Raw genomic sequence first — 19,230 nt, 5'->3', positions numbered from 1 at the left:
TAGGTAAGCTTACATGACATGTAAATTTTAATTGCTCAATTGCCCAGGATAAGGTAAAACTATACTATTAGACATTTTTAATATAACTGATTGTGAAGGTGGATGAGGTTGTGATTGTTCAAGTGGATAATGAGGTAGTTGCAAGGGAATATGTACATGTCGTTTACGAAACCGTAGTCAAACGTAATCCTTATGAGTATGAGTTCCATCAAGCTGTGAAGGAGATTTTAGAGTCGCTGATCCCGGTTCTCTCAAAGCATCCGAAGTATATGAAATCAGGTATTCTTGAGCGGATCGTGGAACCAGAGCGCTTAATCACTTTCCGCGTGCCATGGGTAGATGACCAAGGGATTACGCAAGTTAATCGTGGTTTTCGTGTTCAATTTAACAGTGCGATTGGGCCGTACAAGGGTGGGTTGCGTTTTCATCCCTCCGTTAACGCTAGCATTATTAAATTTCTTGGATTCGAGCAAACTTTCAAAAACTCCCTTACAGGCCAGCCGATCGGCGGCGGTAAAGGCGGTTCCGATTTCGATCCTAAAGGAAAGTCCGATAATGAAATCATGCGCTTTACTCAAAGTTTCATGACAGAGCTCTATAAATATATGGGTCCGGACACTGATGTTCCGGCAGGAGACATTGGCGTAGGCGCACGCGAAATTGGTTACATGTTCGGTCAGTACAAGAGAATTCGCGGTGCTCACGAGGCTGGTGTACTGACAGGAAAAGGGATCATCTATGGAGGCAGCTTGGGACGTACCGAAGCGACTGGGTATGGATGTGTTTACTTTGTGAATGAAATGCTGCAATCCAAGGGCCTTAGCTTCGAGGGCAGCACCGTAGTAGTTTCCGGCTCCGGCAATGTGGCCATATATTCCATGCAAAAGGCGATACAGCTAGGCGCTAAGGTCGTTGCTTGCAGCGACTCCAATGGCTATATCTATGATAAAAAAGGGATCTGCCTAGACACGATTCGACGGTTGAAGGAAGTTGAGAGAAAGAGAATCAGCGAGTATGTAAAGGAGCATCCGACCGCAACCTATCATGAGGGTTGTAACGACATATGGTCCGTCCCATGCGACATTGCGCTTCCTAGCGCAACACAGAACGAGATTAATGAGGATGCGGCGAAGATCCTTGTAAGCAACGGAGTAATAGCGGTGGGGGAAGGCGCGAATATGCCATCTACCTTGGAAGCGATTGATGTATTCCTGCAGGCAGGTGTGCTTTTTGGACCGGCCAAGGCAGCGAATGCAGGCGGTGTTGCCGTATCAGCGCTAGAAATGTCTCAAAACAGCATGAGATACTCATGGCAATTCCATGAGGTGGACGATAAGCTCCATGTGATTATGAAAAATATTTACAAAAGCGCTGTCCAAGCGGCAGAGGAATACGGGCATCCGGGCAATCTTGTTGTAGGTGCCAATATTGCAGGCTTTACAAAAGTGGCCGACGCCATGATTGCTCAAGGTGTTGTTTAGGGAAAATAGCAATTATCTAGAATAATTCGATTATGACAAGCGTCTTTGCTCCGGTTCATTTCATCGGAATAAAGACGTTTGTTTTTCGATCAAATATTTATTCAAAAAGTCGTTACGAAACTTTCCTTGTGGATCACAATGAAGGAGCAGTTGTCGGAAGTCTTGCAGCTTCTCATAGAGCGGCTTCAACTGAGCGGGCTGCATGGTAAACAGCTTCCCCCAATGAGGACGAGCCCGGAAGGGCGCAAGTTGCTTTTCGATCATCGGCAGCACTTGTTTGACTGACTCCCAATTCGGTTTCCACGTAAAATGAATAGCAACTGAATCCTGATTGTAATTAGGGCTCATCCACAAATTATCTTTTGCGATGGTACGAACTTCAGAAACATAAAGGTGTGGCGAGATATGCTCCCGTATGCCATTAAGTGCATTCAATGCCTGATAGGCATCTTGTCGCGGCACGAAATACTCGCTTTGCAGCTCCTCTCCAGCACTCGGAGTGAAATCCATGCGAAAGTGCGGCAATCTCTCGTGCCATGGTCCCGCGATGCACATCTGCTCGCTGCAATTCTCTGCTGTATGTCCTGGCACTGGATGCCGAGGTGAAGTTGCTAATTGCGCGCCGAAAAACTCAGGTGCCACCTGATCTGAGACTTGATCAGTCAGTTTCCGCTTTAGCCAGACTTGATTGAAATTCGCATTCTTCCAATCGGTGAATAGACTAACACTATAAGCACTGGAAAAAACATCGTCAAAGTGCTCATTTAGTTGCACTAGAGACAGATTATCGTATACATGCTGACTCATTTGAAATGTTGGGATCACATCCAGTGTAATTTTAGTGACTACGCCCAATCCTCCAAGCCCAACAATTGAACCTGCGATGTCTTGTTGCTCGCGGGAGAATACAGCCATGTCCCCATTCGCCTGAACGATTTCCATAGAATCAACCACTGTAGCAAGATTGCCATTCCGATCACCAGAACCATGCGTAGCCGTAGAGCATGCACCAGCAACAGTTATGTGCGGCAGCGACGCCAAATTGTGAAGCGCATAGCCATGGTTATGAAGGTGTTCACAAAGCTCTCCATACCGGATTCCGGCTTCAACAGTTACCTTATTTTGTACAGTATCTAATGCTACCACTTGGTTAAGCTTCTGAAGCGAAAGAAAGCTTTCGGTACAATCGGCGATGCTATTAAACGAGTGCCGCGTGCCAAGCACCTTTATTTGCTTACTGCGAGCCACTAATTCCTGTACTTGTTCCACGCTTGTGGGAATATGGAGTTCAGAGGCACTATACCTGTAGTTACCAGCCCAGTTCCAAATATTTTTCATATCTTCACACTCCTTCGAAAGTATTTATGATTTATTAAAAATTCGATATTGGACTTTAAATTCCTTGTAATACTTTCAGGGACCTTTTAATAACATTCGGTTATCGTCCGGCAAAATCCCGCTATATTTTGTAAAAAGTTATGTGCATCCAAGAATAGCGTAAGAAATAGCCAGGGGATCTCCTGTTAAGGAGATCCCCTGGCGGTATTTATGCAATGACACATCGTACTTCCACAAAACGAAAAGACATGGATCTTGTAGTTTGGATATTGACACCACGATACGTGACGGAACTGATACCGCACAACCGTGTTTGTCATGCGGACTCTCGAAACCTTTACATACATTTATAAGTTACCGTGCACCTCATAATACAATACTTTGGCACAATGAGGTTCTAAGCTGTTAAGTTTCATCGTGTTCGTGTAGGTACCTACTTCCTCATCCGTCCAGAAATCGTAAACCCGATAGCTCCCCTCCAAGCTTATCACGATATCTTTAGGCTGATCGTCAAAATTGAAGACGCAAATGAGATAACGATCCTCCAATTTGATTCGTCCAATCGTATAAGTCTCATCGTCAAAGTAGGCAGCTTTATCGGTTGGAGGCAAGAGCTTCTTCAATACACCGATATTTTCCTCGGACAGAGATGGAATTAAGTCTCCGCTTAGGATCATCCCTCCGGATGCTACGATAACAGCTTTATGAAATTCGAACTCTTGATCTGAAATATCCGATTTCTTCTCTATGACTTCGCCGCTAATCGTCTGGTTACGAAACGTTACTCTTTCGAGGACTATGACATCCGGGTCGTTATACCACAAGGTGTCGTTTTGCCAGTTCCGAGGAAATAGCTCCTTCGCATTGCCGCTGACATGTTTCCAGTCCCTTGCAATATCATTGGTCACCCGGTTCCCGTGAACTAATCCAAGAAGCGGCCAGAAAGGAGCATTGCATCCAAGAATAAAGCTGTCGTGCCCGACTTCATCGACAATCACCTTCATTGCACTGCGAAATGCTTCGATTCTTGTTGCTTGTTTGTCGTAACGGCATCCTGGCAAGGCACCGTATTGCAGAAAATCCAACTTAAAATACCGCCAACCCCATTCATCATGCATAACCCTAACAGCTGACCTCAAATAGTTTTGGGCTTCAGGATGCGTTCCGTCCAGCATATACCATTGCTTTTCTGGCAGCTTCTTTTTTTGGCCGATTCCATTGAAAGGTTTGCCTTCCTGATCTTGAACCAGCCAATCCGGATGCTCAAGGAACAGCTTCGAACCCGGTTCTACAATAAAGGGAGATAGGTAGCCGGCAGCTTCAATCTTGGTTGCCCGGATACCTTCACTAATCGTTTTAACGTCATTTCCAAGCGTGACACTCGGAATTAAGAAGTCGCCGTCGGCTGCTGCATAGCCCCCATCAATTTGAATTCGCTTCAATTCAGGTATTCGCTGGACCATACTGCGTGCATTCTCGTAAAGTCCCTCTGCAGTTATTGGACGAAGACAATAATAGGAACACCATCCCGTAGGTATTTCAGGATAAAGCATACGCGGGTGGTTCCGATTGAGGCATTCAGCCAATTCTTGAAAGAGCAGATCACGGTTCGCCCCAGAAGAAAACATGAATTGTTCCAATTCCCACGATTGGCCAGGTCCCAGCTCTAAATCTTCTGTATCCATAATCACTTCTATATAGGAATTTCTGAATCGAAACTCGCCGGAAAAGCGATTGCATGAAGTAAAGGCCATCAGCAGGTGCTCCTCATGAGAGGGTGACAACGCCATCAGATTGTATACCGTCCATAAGTTCTCATGAAACGGAGTTTCGGGGATCCGGAAGAAGTCCCGATCTTTTCCGTAAGCCCCGATCACATAGGGCAAAGCAAGCGTACCTCCGTATTGAGTAAGCATTTGAAAGCCTTCACCGTAAAATGGCGTATCGGGTGCTAGAGGCATATCCCCAGAAAAAAGTACGACCTCTCTAATCCGCAGTGAATGATCGGACCGATTAACAACTCTAGTGCTTAAAAGATTATTCACCCATGATTTCTCTATGGTAACCTCACGGTCAGTAGCTGTTGTGCAATCGGAAAGTCTAACACTAGATTTGATTTTTTTCACATCGTCCAAATTCAGCATTTTAAGACAGCCTCTCTAAGTGCTTCTTCCACGGAAAGCATTTTGCCTGTTCTCGACGATACAGCAGCAGCATGCACCAAGCTTTGCGACTTCAAATAATCTCTTCCGTTTGGTCGTGGCTCCCGCTTTTCCTTCAATGCAGTTAGAAATTCATCGATCGACAACACGTTTCCTACCCCGTCGAAGGTGTACACTTCATCGGCCTTTCCTTCCTTCATAAGCTGCACTCGGTTGCTCGTTATCACAATCGCGCCATCCGCACCTTCGAAACGCCAATCACCATACCATTCAGTCAGTTTTCCCTTGGCCATCATGCTGCCGTGATAATCCACGACCGTTCCTCCGTCAAGCTCCATCCAAGCACTAAGGTGGACCGTCGTCGTCTCCGTCCAGCTTCCGGGCGGATTGCTGTTCATAGCGAACAATTTCACCGCTTCCTGACCGGTAAAATAACGGATCATATCGAAATGATGAATCGTGACATCTTCCAGCAATCCATTTGCCAGCCGACCGAAATAAGGAACGGGTACGACATGATAGCGGTCGAATTCGATGTGTACGGATGACAAATGTCCGATAACGCCGCTGTCTAAAAGCTCCTTCGCCTTCAGCACCGGGGCGAAGAAACGGTAATTCTCGGAAATCATGAACGGGATGTTTTTCAGTTCGGCTTGGCCGACAATATATTGCGCATCCGTAATATCGTTCGAAATCGGCTTCTCGCAGAGCACAGGCAGGCCATGCGCGAACGCAATCTCGTTAATCGAAGTGTGAATGTGTGGAGGTGTAACATTAATGACGAAATCGGGACGCTCGCTGATGATCGCATCTTCCAATGACGAGTAAAACGGAGTTTCCGGATCAATCGTTTCGCGCAGCTGAACGTTCGCTTCAACAACGCATACCGCATCCACGCCAGCATGACGTCTCAATCTCTTGTACCACCCTGAACCGAAGTTTCCTAAACCAACCAGAACCGCCTTCATATTGCTCACCCTCTCATTGCTTCTTTATAGTTGATTTTTGTTTCGGGACGGTCCGGCATGGCACCAGACAACGACAATAGGATCTTCCACGCTTGAAATGAGATGATGGTCCTCTCCCGGCTCAATAATGACGACATCTCCCGTCTTTACGGGATACATGTGCACTTTGTTGATTTCAACCTCGCCTTTGCCCTGCAGGATAAGAAAAGCTTCGCAATCTTCGTGCACATGATAGTCGATGCCGCCCGGACCGTCGTTCGTATGAGCGCGTGCGCCCGGCTTCTCGAAGGCAAGCCCGCCGTAAGAGAGGTAGTCCCCCGGCATAATGTCTTTCAAAATATGTCCTTCCGTAACATCAGCCAACTGCTGTAAGCGATAAGTTCTCATTTAAAATCACTCCTTCTTTTTATTAACTTACTTCTTGAACAATTCGTCGTATTTTTGCTGGGCTTCCTTCATCACTTGATCGCCGCCCATTTTCTTCCATTCCGCAACGAACGCGTCAAACTCGCTGATCGGCCGTTTCCCGGTAATAAAGTCAATGAAGGCTTTGACGGCAAATTGATCGAGCCGATCTTTATTCTCGTTAAACATGGGTCTGGATACGGGCTCCAGAATATCATATTTTCCTCTGCCGATATGCTCGACTTTTTTCCTCAAATCCCTATATTTCGCGTCGGTCATGAATGGAGTCTGGAAATCATAATCGTTAAAGCTGCCCATAAACGGATATTGCGGTCCGATTCCGAACTTGATTCGTTCGTTTTCTTGGTCATATGGAGGAATAAATTGATAGTCGCCCTCTGGCGTAACGTTATACGTTTTCCCCTTTTCCCCATAGGTGACCGAGGCGCGAACATCCGTGTTAAAGCTGTAGGCATCCATAATCTCAAGGTACTTTTTCAATTTCCCTTGATCTTTTTCCAATTTCTTAGAAAACTGCTGGCCGGAATTTCCTACCGGATTTTTCTGAAGCGCGCCGTAATCTCCATTCGGGCCTTTAGGTCCGGCAAAAAGCGCCCAATCTACGTCGGGTATTTTCTCAAAATATTTCCCTCCGGAGAACGCTCTTGCGGGAAGAAAGTTCCACCAGTTGCTTTCGATGACGCCATATTTCCCGGAAATGATTTTATCATCTATGTTCGCTTTTTTGTTCACGGCAAACTCGAGATCAATGAGGTCCTGTTTATACCATTTGTTTAGTATGGTTAATGCATCCTTGGCGCCAGGCTGAATTTCTCCTTTAATAATTTTTCCGTTTTCTTCGGTGAATGCACCAGGATACACGCCGAATGCCGCGAAGATTGAAGTAAATATATCCGAGAACGGTACCACCCCAGGCTGCAGCTCGGCTTTTGCGGTCATGCCGAACGTATCTTTCTTACCGTTCTTATCGGGGTCGTCGTTTCTGAATTTGATTAACGCTTCTTCCAACTCACCGAGGGTTTCCGGCACTTTGGTAATCCCTACATTTTTCAACCAGTCGTTCCGAATGCCGACTACAGTGGCATCGCTGCCGAGTGTCCAAATAATCGGCAAGGAGTAGATTTTGCCGTCCCGGCGTTGATACTTGAACGGGTCTTGGCCCAAATTTTTGACCAGCCAATTATAATAATTGGGAGCGTTCATCTTGATGAAATCCTCTGAAAGCTCGGCTGGAATGCCCTGTGCGACAAATTTATCGTAGTCAGGCATTTTCAAATCCACCCAATAATCGGGTACCTTTCCCGAAGCGATATCCAAAAGCAGCTGCTGCTGATACGTTTCCGCCTTTTCCGGGTCAATGGTGATATCTACGTTAAACTTGTCCTGTATCACTTTGACTGCATAAGGCTGATCCGTCATTTTATCACTGGCCCAGCTTAAGAAAGTCAGCTTGTATCGTTCTTCCTTACCTGGGCTACCTGCCGTCGCCACCGCATCTCCTTTGGAGCTTTGATTGCCCTGACCGGTGCATGCGGTCATGACCACAAGCGTAATTGCCATAATACTGCCTGCTAACACTTTCTTCTTCAATTGAATCACGCCCTTTTTATATAGTGTATGTATCGATAAAGGCTCCCTGTCCTTCAACGGATTAACCTTTAACAGCCCCCAGCATGATACCTTGAACGAAAAATTTTTGTACGAACGGATAAATGATCAGCATAGGCAATATGGACAAGATCACAATAGTCGCATACAATTCTCTGCCCAAATGCTTCGTCGTATCCGTCCTGTTGACCAAAGCTTGCATGGAATCGAGGTTGTTTTCGAGCACGATTTTACGAAGCACGATTTGCAGTACCTGCTTGCCAGGATCCTTGATATAAATCATGGCGTCGAACCATGCATTCCAATGATAAACCGCTACCCATAGCGCAACCGTTGCCAGAACAGGCTTCGACAAGGGGAGCGTGATCCTGCAGAAAATCATAAAATAACCCGCGCCGTCCACCTTCGCTGACTCTTCCAGACTTTCCGGCAACGACCGAAAAAAATTTCTCATAATGAGAACGTTGTACGTACCGACCAAGGACGGCAGCACTAATGCCCATATCGTGCCCAACAGACCTAAATTTTTGATTAGCAGAAATGAAGGAATTAAGCCGCCGCTAAAGATCATGGTAAACAAGATGAACATCGTGATCGTTCTGTTAAGCGGCAGATCCAACTTGGAAAGAGGATAAGCCAACATCGAAGTAAATAGGAGGCTTAAGGTTACTCCGAGCACCGTCCGCAGCAGCGTGTTTCCATAACCGATCCACAAGCCTGTGAATTCCAGAGCAAGCTTATATGCGGCTAAAGAAAAATTCTGAGGCACCAACATCAACCCGGATGAATAAGCTCCCTTGCCTGAAGATAAGGAGATGACAATCTGATTCCAGAACGGCAGCAAAGTAACCATTAGGATCCCTGATACGAGCGCATAGAGCAGGATATCAAACCATTTTTCACTTTTCGTTTTCTTCATAAGCCCCTCCGCCAGATGCCGGTTTTACCATAATGCATGCTCTTTTCCGCCCATCGTCTTGATGACCTGATTAACCGTTACGATCATGATCAAGGCAACGACCGATTTGAACAAACCAACCGCTGTTGCATAGCTGTACTTCATCTCGACCATGCCTTTTCTGTACACATACGTATCGATAATGTCCGATACCCGGTATACGTTAACACTATACATATTGAAAATTTGATCGAACCCGGCATCCAGAATCCCCGCCATCGACAAAATTAACAGGATGGCCATTACTGGAGCGAGCATGGGGATCGTAATATAAATAACCCTTTTGAATCTGCCTGCGCCGTCGATGATGGCCGCTTCATATAATTCGCCGTTAATGCCCGAAATGGCTGCGAAATAAACGATCGCTCCCCAGCCGAAGCTTTTATAAATTTCCGTCAATACGAGAATGAGCCGGAAATACTGTTCATTTCCCATAAACAAGACAGGATCCATCCCGAGCAGCTTGATAACGGAATTAACGAGACCGTCGATCGAGAGGATACTCATGAAGATCCCCGCCATCACCACCCACGAGATAAAATGCGGCAAATACGATATCGTTTGAGCTAACTTTTTAAACTTTGCACTGGCTACTTCATTCAACAGCAGGGCAAACACGACCGGAACAGGGAAACCGAATATTAATTTATAAAAGCTGATGATGATCGTGTTTTTCAGTACTTGTAAAAAAACCGGATCTGAAAACGCATACATAAAATGGTGCATGCCTATCCAAGGACTGTTCCAAATCCCCTTCATAAGCTGAAAATCCTTAAAAGCCAACACAGCTCCATACATCGGAACATAATGGAAAAGGATGTAGTAAGCTATCGCGGGCATCATCATCACATACAGCACTTTATATTTCTTGAAGCTCTTCATACTGCTCTCCAGAACGACCACCTCCTTGTATTTATTATAGGAGTATCCGTTCTCGCCAACAATTTCAGATTCTTTAGATATGCTTCAATAAATTTCGAACTTTATCCATTCCAATGCAAAAAACACGCACCCGCGGTGACGTTCCGGGCATACGTGTTTCTCATATGATCGTGTTTCGATTCACATGTCAGGCAATAGCTCTTCTCTTTTCGGAAGGCGAATGGTCATTACAGTGCCTTTCCCCAAGACGCTTTCAATCGAGATCCCATACTCCTCTCCGAAGAACAGCTTCAGCCGGTCATTTACATTTTTCAACCCGTATCCTCTGGATTCTCGAGACAGCACCTCTCGGGATTTCTCCTTCGTCATGCCAACTCCGTTATCCTCTACTGTGATCTCGATATACCCGTCACGGCTTCGTCCCGTTATGGCGATCTTTCCCCGCCCGTCCGTTTTGCCCGCGATCCCATGCTCAATGCAATTTTCCACTACGGGTTGCAAAATCAAATTAATGGTCACATAACGAAATATGTCTTCATCAAAATCGTAATGAACGTCGAAGCTGCTTTCCCTCATAATCAGCATGATCTCCATATAGGATTTCATATTGACGACTTCTTCACGTACGGGAATGATATTGTCCCCTTTGTTCAACGCCGTTCGGTAAAATTTGGAGAGAGCGGTGACGATTTTACTGATCTCCTCTTGTCCGGCCTGAACGGACTTCCACTTAATCGCCGACAACGTATTATAAAGGAAATGAGGATTTATTTGGGATTGGAGAGCCTTAAATTCCGCTTTCTGTTGATCGATCTTGTTCTGATAACCGACCAGAATCAACTCGTTTATTTTTTGCAGCATTTGTCCGAATCGGTTGGTCAGTACTCCGAATTCGTCTATTGAATTGGAAGAGACGACAATATCCAAATTCCCGTTTTCAATCAGTTTCATTTTATGGATCAAACGTTTGATCGGTATAGTAAACATGTTGGAAAACATCCAAATCATCAGCAGCAGGATTGAAAAACATACGAGTACGATAATAACAGTCGCTTTAATAATGCTCGTTGCATTGATAGATACCTCATTTAGCGGAATAAAATACGATAACGTCCAGCTCGGATGCTGAATTTGCTCGTCGATAATGAAGTATTCATGATTCCCGATCTTGGAGGATTTGCCCATAGCATCAAAAAAGGGACGTTGTTTTAGGTAGATGGAATTGCTGTAAACGACATTGGAATTCTTATCTCTTACGACGATGCCGAAATTGTTCATTTCTTTGCTCTGCAAGCCTTCGAACATTTTGCTATAGGTAAGATTCATAGAGACAGTGCTCGGATTTCGGAGCTGGAAAATGTCCGGTATTTTCCTGGCCACGATCAAGTTTCCTTCTTCCCAATACCATTCCGTATTGACGTTGGTCGAAGCACTCCGGTACCAATTCGTTTGCGCGACACGGCTGCTGTTTTGAATGAAATCGCCGTATTCCGGCAATTTGTTTTGCGTGTAAACGGTAAGCTGTATAATTTCTTTGTTCATTCCCTTAATCGTGTTGAACGTAGGATCCAGGTAGCTTCTTAAATCATAAGATAAATTGGATACGTCCGTATAATCGTTATTGAATATTTTGAGGATGCCAGTATTGTACACAATAGAATCCATAATCCTGTTATATTGATCCGCCTTATAGTCCATATTGTCCGAAATCGTTCGAATCGTCTCTCGTATTCCCTGTAGCGCCTGCTTTTGGAGCAATAACTTGGACTGATAATAAGAATACAAGCCCAATACCACAATCGGGATCACGATTAGTAATATATAAGATAAGAACAGCTTTTGCCTAATAGAAGCGAATTGAAATGCATGAATCCGGTGGGCCCGCTTCATTCTACTCTCTCCCTATACTTTGCAGGGGTAAGACCGTAATAGTTCTTAAATAAGGTGCAGAAATAAGGCAAATTGGAGAATCCCACTTCTTTGCTGATGTCAACGATCTTCATATTCGTATTCCTCAAGTAATGGCTTGCTTCCTTAAGTCTAATGCTTGTAATATATTTGACCATATTTTCACCTGTTTCTTTCTTAAACAGATGACTTAAATAGCTTGGGGACAAATGAACGCCGGAAGCGATCGAGTCCAAGCAAATATCCTGATTGTACTGTTTGGCGATAAGGTCAACAACTTCCTGGATCACTTTACGATTCTGATCGATATTGTCGTTAGTCGTATCGGAATCCTCATTTTCCAGTAATGTGTAAATTATCTTCTTGATATCTGCGGGCGTCCGAATTAAATAAACGTCTCGAATCACACTTTGAAATTTATGAGCGTGAATGGGGTAATTTGCGCAAATTTCTTTTATAATCTCCACGCACAAATGCTTGACGTAAATACTGGAGAAATGATTGCCTTCCTGAAGCTCGTCAAAGAACATGGAGATACGCCGCTTTCCTTCTTTGAGGTTTCGAAATCGAATCAAGCCCTTTATATCTTCCAAATACCGGTTCATGGTCGGGGAAGGCTGCTCTTCCTTAACATAGAACTGATCCACGAACAATAAACTGCCTTCACCATGACCGAAGAGATGGTAATCAAGCATCGTCTCCATATCTATATATGCATCATGAAGATCCTCGATTTTGTTCACCGATCTGCCGAATACGATCCAGGCGGCGGTAAGGTCATTATTAGTAAAAAACTGTTGTATCCGGTTGCCAATCTCCAACAATTCGGAATGTGCGAGCATATGGTGTGATTTTAACAAGATCACGCTTTGATATTCGTTCAGATTGACATGGTCATATTGCGTTTGAATCATGATGTGCAAATCATTTTCCAACCGATATGCCATTGAATCAAATATTTTGAAGTTCACTTGGATCAAGATCAATTGGAAACAGTTATATTGGTAATCGAAATCGGATTGCCGCATTCTTGTCTTCATCGGCACATCAACACTTGCCCCATGGATGAGATCCAGCATGATTTGTTCCTTCTCGTATTTGATGCTTCGATGATAACCCGCGAGCAGTTTCTCTCTTCTTTCTTTCTCCATTCTTCCGGCTTCGCATGAGCTGAACACTTTTCGAATGACGTCTATAAATTCTTCGATATCGACAGGTTTTAATATATAATGCTCTACGCCAAGCTCGATGGCTTTCTTCGCATATTCGAATTCGCCGTATGCGCTGGAAATGACGATTTTCAACGATTCGTTATGCTTTCTAAGCGACTTCACCAAGCTTATTCCATCCATGATCGGCATTCTAATATCCGTTATCAAAATATCCACTTCATGATGAAGTAGATAATCAAGCGCCTCTTTGCCATTCTGCGCTTCGGTAACACTTACATTAAAGTTGCATTTGGATAGCAAATATTTGATCCCGTCACGTTCAAATTTTTCGTCGTCCACGATCAACACGTTAAACATTGGAATCCTCCCGGCAGTAGTTATATGGACTTGTCCTCTTACATTTTTCGGTCATTGATATAGAAAAAGTGGCTGCCTCAATGGCAGCCGCTCGATGCTGTATTATTTATTTCGCAGACCATCCTATGATCAAAGCATTGGCGTTCGTTCGACGACCCTCAGGGTATGAAGGCCAAACTTGCCGGCAAACGCTTTCAACTATCATTATAACGAATTGATGAAATTTCCAGTATAGATTAATTTATGATCCCCATGTAATTTTTTACGGTTTTAGCCATACTGAAAAAAAGACTGGTGTACATTTATAGATAATGGGATGACGATATGAAAAAGCCCTTCTACATCCAAGTAGAAAGGCTTTTTCATATCAGTCGTTTATTATGTTTTCTGTAATCCGTATATAAATGACCAATTCTTTTAAAAGATGATTTGTTTTTTTGTTTATTAAACAAACCATGCGACGGATTATGAAGATTGACCTCAATAATCCAAATACGTCCTTTTTTATCTACTGCAAGATCTATTCCACATTGAAATGAGTAGAAAGGAAACTTCTGAGAGTAGTGCATAATTTTATAACTTAATGAGATAAGTTGTTTCTTGATACTTTCGATACGCTCTTTATTGAAGAGTAGTGATTGCTTTAACGCTTCTTCAATACTAATTACATAACCTCCACCTCGTTGAACGTTTGAAACAACACTTCCCTGACCAGCTACCTTTACAACCATCCCTGCGTAATTCCACTTACATTGACCATCTCTCATCATCATAACCCGAATGTCAAAAGGGCGACTATTAATCTCAGCTAGATCTATCGCTTTTTGAACAATGAATGTTGTTTGAGGGCTAGTATTTTTTATATGTTGATGGATGTCTTCGATGGATGAAGCAAAGGTTGTTTTGCCGCGCACCTTTACAAACTGATAGCCCTTTGTTGTTTTCCACGCTTTAATGATGCCTTTACCTGTATGTTGTGTATTCGCTTTGATATAGATGGTTTTATATTTTTGCAAAAATGAAGATAAAGTTTCACGAGTATAAAAAGTTGTAGGCGGTAGATGTTTTGCTATCCATGAATGTTTGGAATAAAAACGATGTAGATTCCATTTTGCTAATCTTGCCAAACTTGGGTGCATTTCATCCATCCTTTAACTCTGTTTATTAGACATCATATTATGCTTCATGCAAGATGGATACGGCATTCGTGGAGACCGAAAATTCTTATTTAGTTCTCAAAATAGAATGGATTATTTTGGTGAGATAACCAGATCATTTTCTGTTCTGGAGCATTAACTGAATTGCCAGATCAATCAGTGGCAGCCTCATTCTGATGTTATTGAAACTCTAGTTTTGCGTTAGTTTAATAAACTTAATTAAAATAATTATTTATTAGCTGTTCTGTCGAAAGTATGGTCGCGAACTCATCATTTAATGTAGCTAGAGAAGTATTATGTATAGTCTCGGCGTCGTAATAGTTACCATTTTGGTCTTTTAAACCAAACGCAGCTATCGCATCTGAAATAACGTATGTTTTAAAACCTAAATTCCCACTCATTCTTGTGGTCGTAGATACACAATGAGGCGTAGTCAATCCAGTTATCACCACTGATGTTATACCATTTGACTTTAGAGTCTCTTCTAAATTTGTACCGATAAAACTACTATTTACTTTCTTTGTTATAACTACTTCTTTTTCAAGTGGTGCAACTAATTCTTTTATTGCAAATCCTTCATTCATTGGATGAAATACAGAACTAGGGTTATCGGACATGTGTTGAATATGTATTACTTTCCAACCTTTATGCCGCCACAATGTTAGTACCTTACTAATGTTTTCCTCGGCAATTAGATTGTTTCGCTCTCCCCATTTTTTATCATCAAAAGCTTTTTGTACATCTATAATAATTAAAGCAATATTCTTTTTATCCATGAAAATTCCCCCTGTTTTTTTGAATTTACTACATTTTAAATGCTTATCCTAATTGGTGCAACTGGTGTGGTTATTAAACTAAACTGCGCTTTAGTTGAATGGTAAAAAAGAGACCCACAGCAACGGGCTGAGGGTCTGAGTATAGTAGATCTTGTTATGAAGCTATCGTTCCTCGTTGAACAACCTATACATTTACTTGAGATTCAAGTTAATCGAATATACCACTTTAGGGAGAGCATTATTACATTCCTTCAACGGTTCTGATATTTTCCTCTACATTCACAGACATGTAAACGTCTATGAGATCCTCACTTTCAACTTTAAAACCAAACCGTTCATAAAGACGTTTAGCAGAGCTTCCTTGTAGGACATTTAATGTTACACGTCTTCCTTTTACATCATTTTGTTCAAGCAGTTTTTTTAATACATGACTACCGACTCCTTTACCTTGGTAATTGGGATAAATATAAAAATGTTCCAATAAATAACCATCTAACGTTGGTTTAAGAGCTACGCAGCCAACAAAAGAAGAATCTGACTCAATAATCCAAGTGTGATCTGAGTCGAATGAATTACGGAAGCGTTGACGAACCTTCTCTTCATCAAACCTTCCTAACCTAGTTAAATCATTTCGTAGTACAATTGCCCGTAAATTAGCAATTGTCTCAACATCGGAATTTTGGGATTGGCGAAGAGTAATCTGTTTCATTTAACATAACAGCTCCTTTACTTTTTTAGACAGCATAGGGGTTGTGCCCCCTTAAAAATCATTGAAATTATTTATTTTAAGGTCATTATGTCCTTCGCATATTATAGCGGTTTAATAAGGACGTATCTATATGAGGCTACCGATCGATTCCGCGGTAGCCTCGTGTTGTATTTTATTGAGTTCTTATTCTGCATTGGCTTAACAACCCATTATTTCCTTGCCACTATCATGAAGCGTTTCGTGTTAGTCTTGATTCCCTTCGCTGTTTGATTTGATTCAATAAACTTTTGAAGTATTTCGAAATCATGATCATTTTGCCCGAAGTTAGGAATAACAGGGGTGAATTTCAAAAAGAAGACCAAATCTTCGTAAGTTTGGAAATACTGAGTTGCATCATATTCAAAAGACTGAATATCGGTAAAACCTGCTTGAGCTAGTTCTGTAAGATACTATCACTGTGTCGACAGGATACCACATTAAAAAAGAACTCAGGAAACGTAATATTTTCAGCTTCCATTTGTAAGAAGCGAATATTTGTTTTATTTGATTTTTTTAAGTTTTCAGTAGCGGACTTTATCATTCCTTCTGATTGATCAATGCCAACAAGAAGTAATGCAGCATCGGCAATAGATAATAAAGCTTCTCCACCGCCCGTACCAATATCAAGCAATAAATCGGACTTATTGCATCTTTGAGTTACTTCATAAAGAAAATTCCATTGTTCTCCTTCAGAAGTAGTTCTTAATTTACTAAAGTCCCAACCGTTCAATTGTCCAACCTTGTCGTAGAAATCCTTGTACTCAGACCTGTTCATATTTTCTCCTCCTTTAAAATGAGATAATAAAAAGCCAAGGGGGTTATGGGGCATGAATAGTCCTCTTATAATAATGTCTCATCAACGTGATTGCAAAATTTTAACAAACTTCATTGACACAAACATAACCCTTCAATCTACGTATCAAACCGTATAAATATGATTTGGGGCGGTGCTGTTCATCATTTCAGTCCGATAAGTGCCAAAAGGACAGATAGAATAGTGGGTTTTGATTGCTTCGAGACAAATCGAGCCCACTTCCAAGCGTTACTTTCAATCTCTTTGAGCTCCTGATTATGTTCTCTTATCTTTTCCTCAAAAAAATAAGGATAATTGTGCATGGTTTGTACCTCCAATTCCTTGAAAAGCTGACTTGCCTTCTCTTTGAGCTCATTATAATAAAAAAAGTATGACAACAGTCTGTCATACTTGAAGATATCGATTTAACATTTTTTCAATCTTATCTTTGAGCAATTGCCTTAACGCGAGTGGTTCAAGAACCTCCACATCTTCACCAAAACTTAAAATCGTTTCAACTATCCATTCAACTTCAGAAGGATTGATAATGGTAACCGTAAGCGTGCCATCTTCATTGAAATATTTATCCTCCGCGTAAAAACAATCCAGGGCATGTGCCAAGGATCTGCCTGAGAAATGAAGAACAGCACCCACGATTTCTTCTTTCTGATAGTCCAAAGAAATATCTTGCAGAAGTGTTGGGTGGCTACGCTGGTATAATTCAGGCAAAGTAATCAAATCTAACATTCTTGTAAGTTTAAATACGCGATAATCGTTACGAGCCCTACAGTACCCATGTAAATACCAAGAATAATATTTAAACAGAAGGCTGACTGGTTCAACTATCCTATTGGCTCTCTCATTCTTAGAATTCATGTATTCAAATCGAATGACATGGCGAGCCGTAATGGCTGCTCGAAGTGTATGGAGAGTTGCATTGTTGGCTCGCCAGCTTCCAAGATCCATGGTCAAGCTCGGCATCTTATCACTTTGAATGGTCTGAAGCCTATGCATAGTCTCCGTTGCTCGGTCATCCTTAAACACCGTTGCCGTGCTGTGAAGAAGCGTGATTAATGACTCAATGTCGTTTGCGTGCAATAAACTTTTCTCCATTTTATATTCTTTAATAATCCCATATCCGCCGTTGACGCCTTGAAAGGATACAACAGGGATTCCAGCCGCACAAATAGCCTCTATATCACGGTAAATGGTTCGTTGGGATACATGATATTTGTTCGCAAGCTCTGAAGCAGAAATGACTTCGTTATTTAAAAGCGCATAAGTAATCGATATTAACCTTTCTAGTTTCATTATAATCACCCATTAAGTTTCTATAGAAATTGCTGTGCCACCAGCCGGAATCCTTCCGGATCCGCCAAATGACGTGTAAATCTTAAAGACCTTCTTGGACTAATTTGTTAAGCCATAAAAAGAACATGTGTTTGTGTTTATTACACCATAATTACCCAATAGTATCAAGCGTTTTATTCCGCTATCCTGCCCCTTCGTAGAGAAGGCTACCGATCCATTGCTATCGATAGCCTTCTCCTGATGTTCATTGAACTATCGTGCTAAAGCTCTTCCTCGGATGAGCTCTGCCAAAGTCTTGGCAATAGTTCTCTATAATGGCAAAAGCCCGTTTTTAGCCTGTGAAATGGCTTTAAACGGGCTTTAGTTATTTTTCAGTCGCCTGTACTAACCGCCAGAGGCTCACCGTATTTACTATTTTTTCAACACGGCACGTACCGGACTTCCATCTGCTTCAACTAATGGTAGCGGGAGGGCTATCAATTCATAATCCCCTGGTAAAACATCATCTAAGACAAGCCCTTCCAAGATGTGAATGCCATGACTGGCAAGTTCATGATGGGCTAAAAGCTCTTTACTATCTAATGGATCTACGGACGGCAAATCAAGCCCAATAAGACGAACACCGAGTTCCGAAAGATAAGCGGCTAATGCTGGTTGGAGATGAGGAATTGTTTGTGGAAACACACGCCGATCCTTCCATGCATCTGTACGAATTAACAGACGGGTAATCCCGTTTAGATCTATACCGGATATTTCACCCACTCCGATGGATGTATAGTTTGGCAAATAGACGACACGGGCACTTCCAATATATAAATTGAGATCTAGTTCAATTACTCTTTTTCCCTCATTATCAAAATGAAAAGGTGCATCAATATGAGTACCGGTGTGTATACTCATGGTGATTTGGCCTACATTGACAGACCCACTCTCTTCTTTACTCCAATTAACTTTGTATGAGAAGGGTGTGTCTCCTGGCCAGACTGCGACCTTTTCGTCTAGAGGCTGTGAAATATCAATCCATGTTCCCAAGTATCTTGCCTCCGTTTCTTCCGATTTCTTCTTATAGAGGTTGTTTAAAAAGTCCACTTTGATAACGAAGTCATTCTAGAAGTAAAATCGGCATCGAATCTTGAACGAATCCGGGAAGTCCGGTACTCACGTAGCAAATCTCTACGCTCCGTT

Annotated in this window: 15 protein-coding genes and 1 pseudogene; 1 reads left to right on the top strand and 15 read right to left on the bottom strand. The window is 42.5% G+C overall.

The window, feature by feature from the left end; translation table 11 throughout:
- Positions 1 to 110: 110 nt before the first annotated feature.
- Positions 111 to 1,481 (top strand): NADP-specific glutamate dehydrogenase, encoded by a 1,371-nt coding sequence (gene gdhA, locus GC102_RS06765; protein WP_312883183.1) that lies wholly within the window; start codon positions 111 to 113, stop codon positions 1,479 to 1,481.
- Between the two features lie 60 nt (positions 1,482 to 1,541).
- On the opposite strand, the gene GC102_RS06760 is transcribed toward gdhA, so the two are convergent.
- The 15 genes and pseudogenes from GC102_RS06760 to kynB all read right to left on the bottom strand — a co-directional run bounded on the left by GC102_RS06760 (position 1,542) and on the right by kynB (position 19,077).
- Entirely contained in the window at positions 1,542 to 2,819 is a 1,278-nt protein-coding gene (locus tag GC102_RS06760) for an FAD-binding protein (RefSeq protein WP_171688775.1), read from the bottom strand.
- Positions 2,820 to 3,166: 347 nt separating this feature from the next.
- Positions 3,167 to 4,963: a glycoside hydrolase family 36 protein gene (locus GC102_RS06755; protein WP_171688774.1), complete on the bottom strand. Its 1,797-nt coding sequence runs from the start codon at positions 4,961 to 4,963 to the stop codon at positions 3,167 to 3,169.
- On the bottom strand, positions 4,957 to 5,949 hold the full coding sequence (locus tag GC102_RS06750) for a Gfo/Idh/MocA family protein (protein WP_171688773.1): 993 nt from the start codon (positions 5,947 to 5,949) through the stop codon (positions 4,957 to 4,959). The genes GC102_RS06755 and GC102_RS06750 overlap by 7 nt, the downstream gene beginning before the upstream one ends.
- 24 nt (positions 5,950 to 5,973) lie before the next feature.
- Positions 5,974 to 6,336 carry a cupin domain-containing protein gene (locus GC102_RS06745; protein WP_171688772.1) on the bottom strand — a complete coding sequence of 121 codons (363 nt, stop codon included), beginning with the start codon at positions 6,334 to 6,336 and terminating at the stop codon, positions 5,974 to 5,976.
- A gap of 27 nt (positions 6,337 to 6,363) precedes the next feature.
- Complete coding sequence (locus GC102_RS06740; protein ID WP_171688771.1) at positions 6,364 to 7,965, bottom strand: extracellular solute-binding protein; 1,602 nt, start codon at positions 7,963 to 7,965, stop codon at positions 6,364 to 6,366.
- 61 nt (positions 7,966 to 8,026) lie between these two features.
- Positions 8,027 to 8,902, bottom strand: coding sequence for a carbohydrate ABC transporter permease (locus tag GC102_RS06735; protein WP_171688770.1), 876 nt, complete (start codon positions 8,900 to 8,902; stop codon positions 8,027 to 8,029).
- Between the two features lie 24 nt (positions 8,903 to 8,926).
- A complete protein-coding gene (locus GC102_RS06730) occupies positions 8,927 to 9,823 on the bottom strand; it encodes an ABC transporter permease (RefSeq protein ID WP_171688769.1) in 897 nt (298 codons plus the stop codon).
- A 180-nt stretch (positions 9,824 to 10,003) separates the two neighbouring features.
- Positions 10,004 to 11,713 (bottom strand): sensor histidine kinase, encoded by a 1,710-nt coding sequence (locus tag GC102_RS06725; RefSeq protein ID WP_171688768.1) that lies wholly within the window; start codon positions 11,711 to 11,713, stop codon positions 10,004 to 10,006.
- A complete protein-coding gene (locus tag GC102_RS06720; protein ID WP_171688767.1) occupies positions 11,710 to 13,260 on the bottom strand; it encodes a response regulator transcription factor in 1,551 nt (516 codons plus the stop codon). The genes GC102_RS06725 and GC102_RS06720 overlap by 4 nt, the downstream gene beginning before the upstream one ends.
- 362 nt (positions 13,261 to 13,622) lie before the next feature.
- Positions 13,623 to 14,408, bottom strand: a complete 786-nt coding sequence (locus tag GC102_RS06715; protein WP_171688766.1) for a YheC/YheD family protein — start codon at positions 14,406 to 14,408, stop codon at positions 13,623 to 13,625.
- Positions 14,409 to 14,632: 224 nt separating this feature from the next.
- Positions 14,633 to 15,193: a cysteine hydrolase family protein gene (locus tag GC102_RS06710; protein ID WP_171688765.1), complete on the bottom strand. Its 561-nt coding sequence runs from the start codon at positions 15,191 to 15,193 to the stop codon at positions 14,633 to 14,635.
- Between the two features lie 241 nt (positions 15,194 to 15,434).
- Positions 15,435 to 15,902 (bottom strand): GNAT family N-acetyltransferase, encoded by a 468-nt coding sequence (locus tag GC102_RS06705; RefSeq protein WP_171688764.1) that lies wholly within the window; start codon positions 15,900 to 15,902, stop codon positions 15,435 to 15,437.
- A gap of 209 nt (positions 15,903 to 16,111) precedes the next feature.
- Positions 16,112 to 16,716 (bottom strand): annotated as a pseudogene (locus tag GC102_RS06700) (class I SAM-dependent methyltransferase).
- A gap of 423 nt (positions 16,717 to 17,139) precedes the next feature.
- The gene (locus GC102_RS06695) at positions 17,140 to 18,045 is read right to left on the bottom strand and encodes a helix-turn-helix transcriptional regulator (RefSeq protein WP_171688763.1); all 906 of its coding nucleotides are present in this window, start codon (positions 18,043 to 18,045) and stop codon (positions 17,140 to 17,142) included.
- Positions 18,046 to 18,456: 411 nt separating this feature from the next.
- The gene (gene kynB / locus GC102_RS06690) at positions 18,457 to 19,077 is read right to left on the bottom strand and encodes an arylformamidase (RefSeq protein WP_171688762.1); all 621 of its coding nucleotides are present in this window, start codon (positions 19,075 to 19,077) and stop codon (positions 18,457 to 18,459) included.
- Between the last annotated feature and the right edge of the window lie 153 nt (positions 19,078 to 19,230).

The organism is Paenibacillus germinis (genome assembly GCF_013141785.1).
Taxonomy (GTDB): Bacteria; Bacillota; Bacilli; order Paenibacillales; family NBRC-103111; genus Paenibacillus_E; species Paenibacillus_E phytorum.
The sequence above is the reverse complement of the archived record's forward strand: the minus strand, read 5'-3'. Positions and strand labels throughout refer to the sequence as shown.

Bases quoted from the DNA above. Each gene is read 5' to 3' on its own strand.
- GC102_RS06695 (WP_171688763.1), bottom strand. From the start codon at position 18,045: ATGAAACTAGAAAGGTTAATATCGATTACTTATGCGCTTTTAAATAAC.
- GC102_RS06730 (WP_171688769.1), bottom strand. From the start codon at position 9,823: ATGAAGAGCTTCAAGAAATATAAAGTGCTGTATGTGATGATGATGCCC.
- GC102_RS06760 (WP_171688775.1), bottom strand. From the start codon at position 2,819: ATGAAAAATATTTGGAACTGGGCTGGTAACTACAGGTATAGTGCCTCT.
- GC102_RS06705 (WP_171688764.1), bottom strand. From the start codon at position 15,902: ATGAAACAGATTACTCTTCGCCAATCCCAAAATTCCGATGTTGAGACA.
- GC102_RS06725 (WP_171688768.1), bottom strand. From the start codon at position 11,713: ATGAAGCGGGCCCACCGGATTCATGCATTTCAATTCGCTTCTATTAGG.
- GC102_RS06755 (WP_171688774.1), bottom strand. From the start codon at position 4,963: ATGCTGAATTTGGACGATGTGAAAAAAATCAAATCTAGTGTTAGACTT.
- GC102_RS06750 (WP_171688773.1), bottom strand. From the start codon at position 5,949: ATGAAGGCGGTTCTGGTTGGTTTAGGAAACTTCGGTTCAGGGTGGTAC.
- GC102_RS06720 (WP_171688767.1), bottom strand. From the start codon at position 13,260: ATGTTTAACGTGTTGATCGTGGACGACGAAAAATTTGAACGTGACGGG.
- GC102_RS06715 (WP_171688766.1), bottom strand. From the start codon at position 14,408: ATGGATGAAATGCACCCAAGTTTGGCAAGATTAGCAAAATGGAATCTA.
- GC102_RS06745 (WP_171688772.1), bottom strand. From the start codon at position 6,336: ATGAGAACTTATCGCTTACAGCAGTTGGCTGATGTTACGGAAGGACAT.
- GC102_RS06735 (WP_171688770.1), bottom strand. From the start codon at position 8,902: ATGAAGAAAACGAAAAGTGAAAAATGGTTTGATATCCTGCTCTATGCG.
- GC102_RS06710 (WP_171688765.1), bottom strand. From the start codon at position 15,193: ATGGATAAAAAGAATATTGCTTTAATTATTATAGATGTACAAAAAGCT.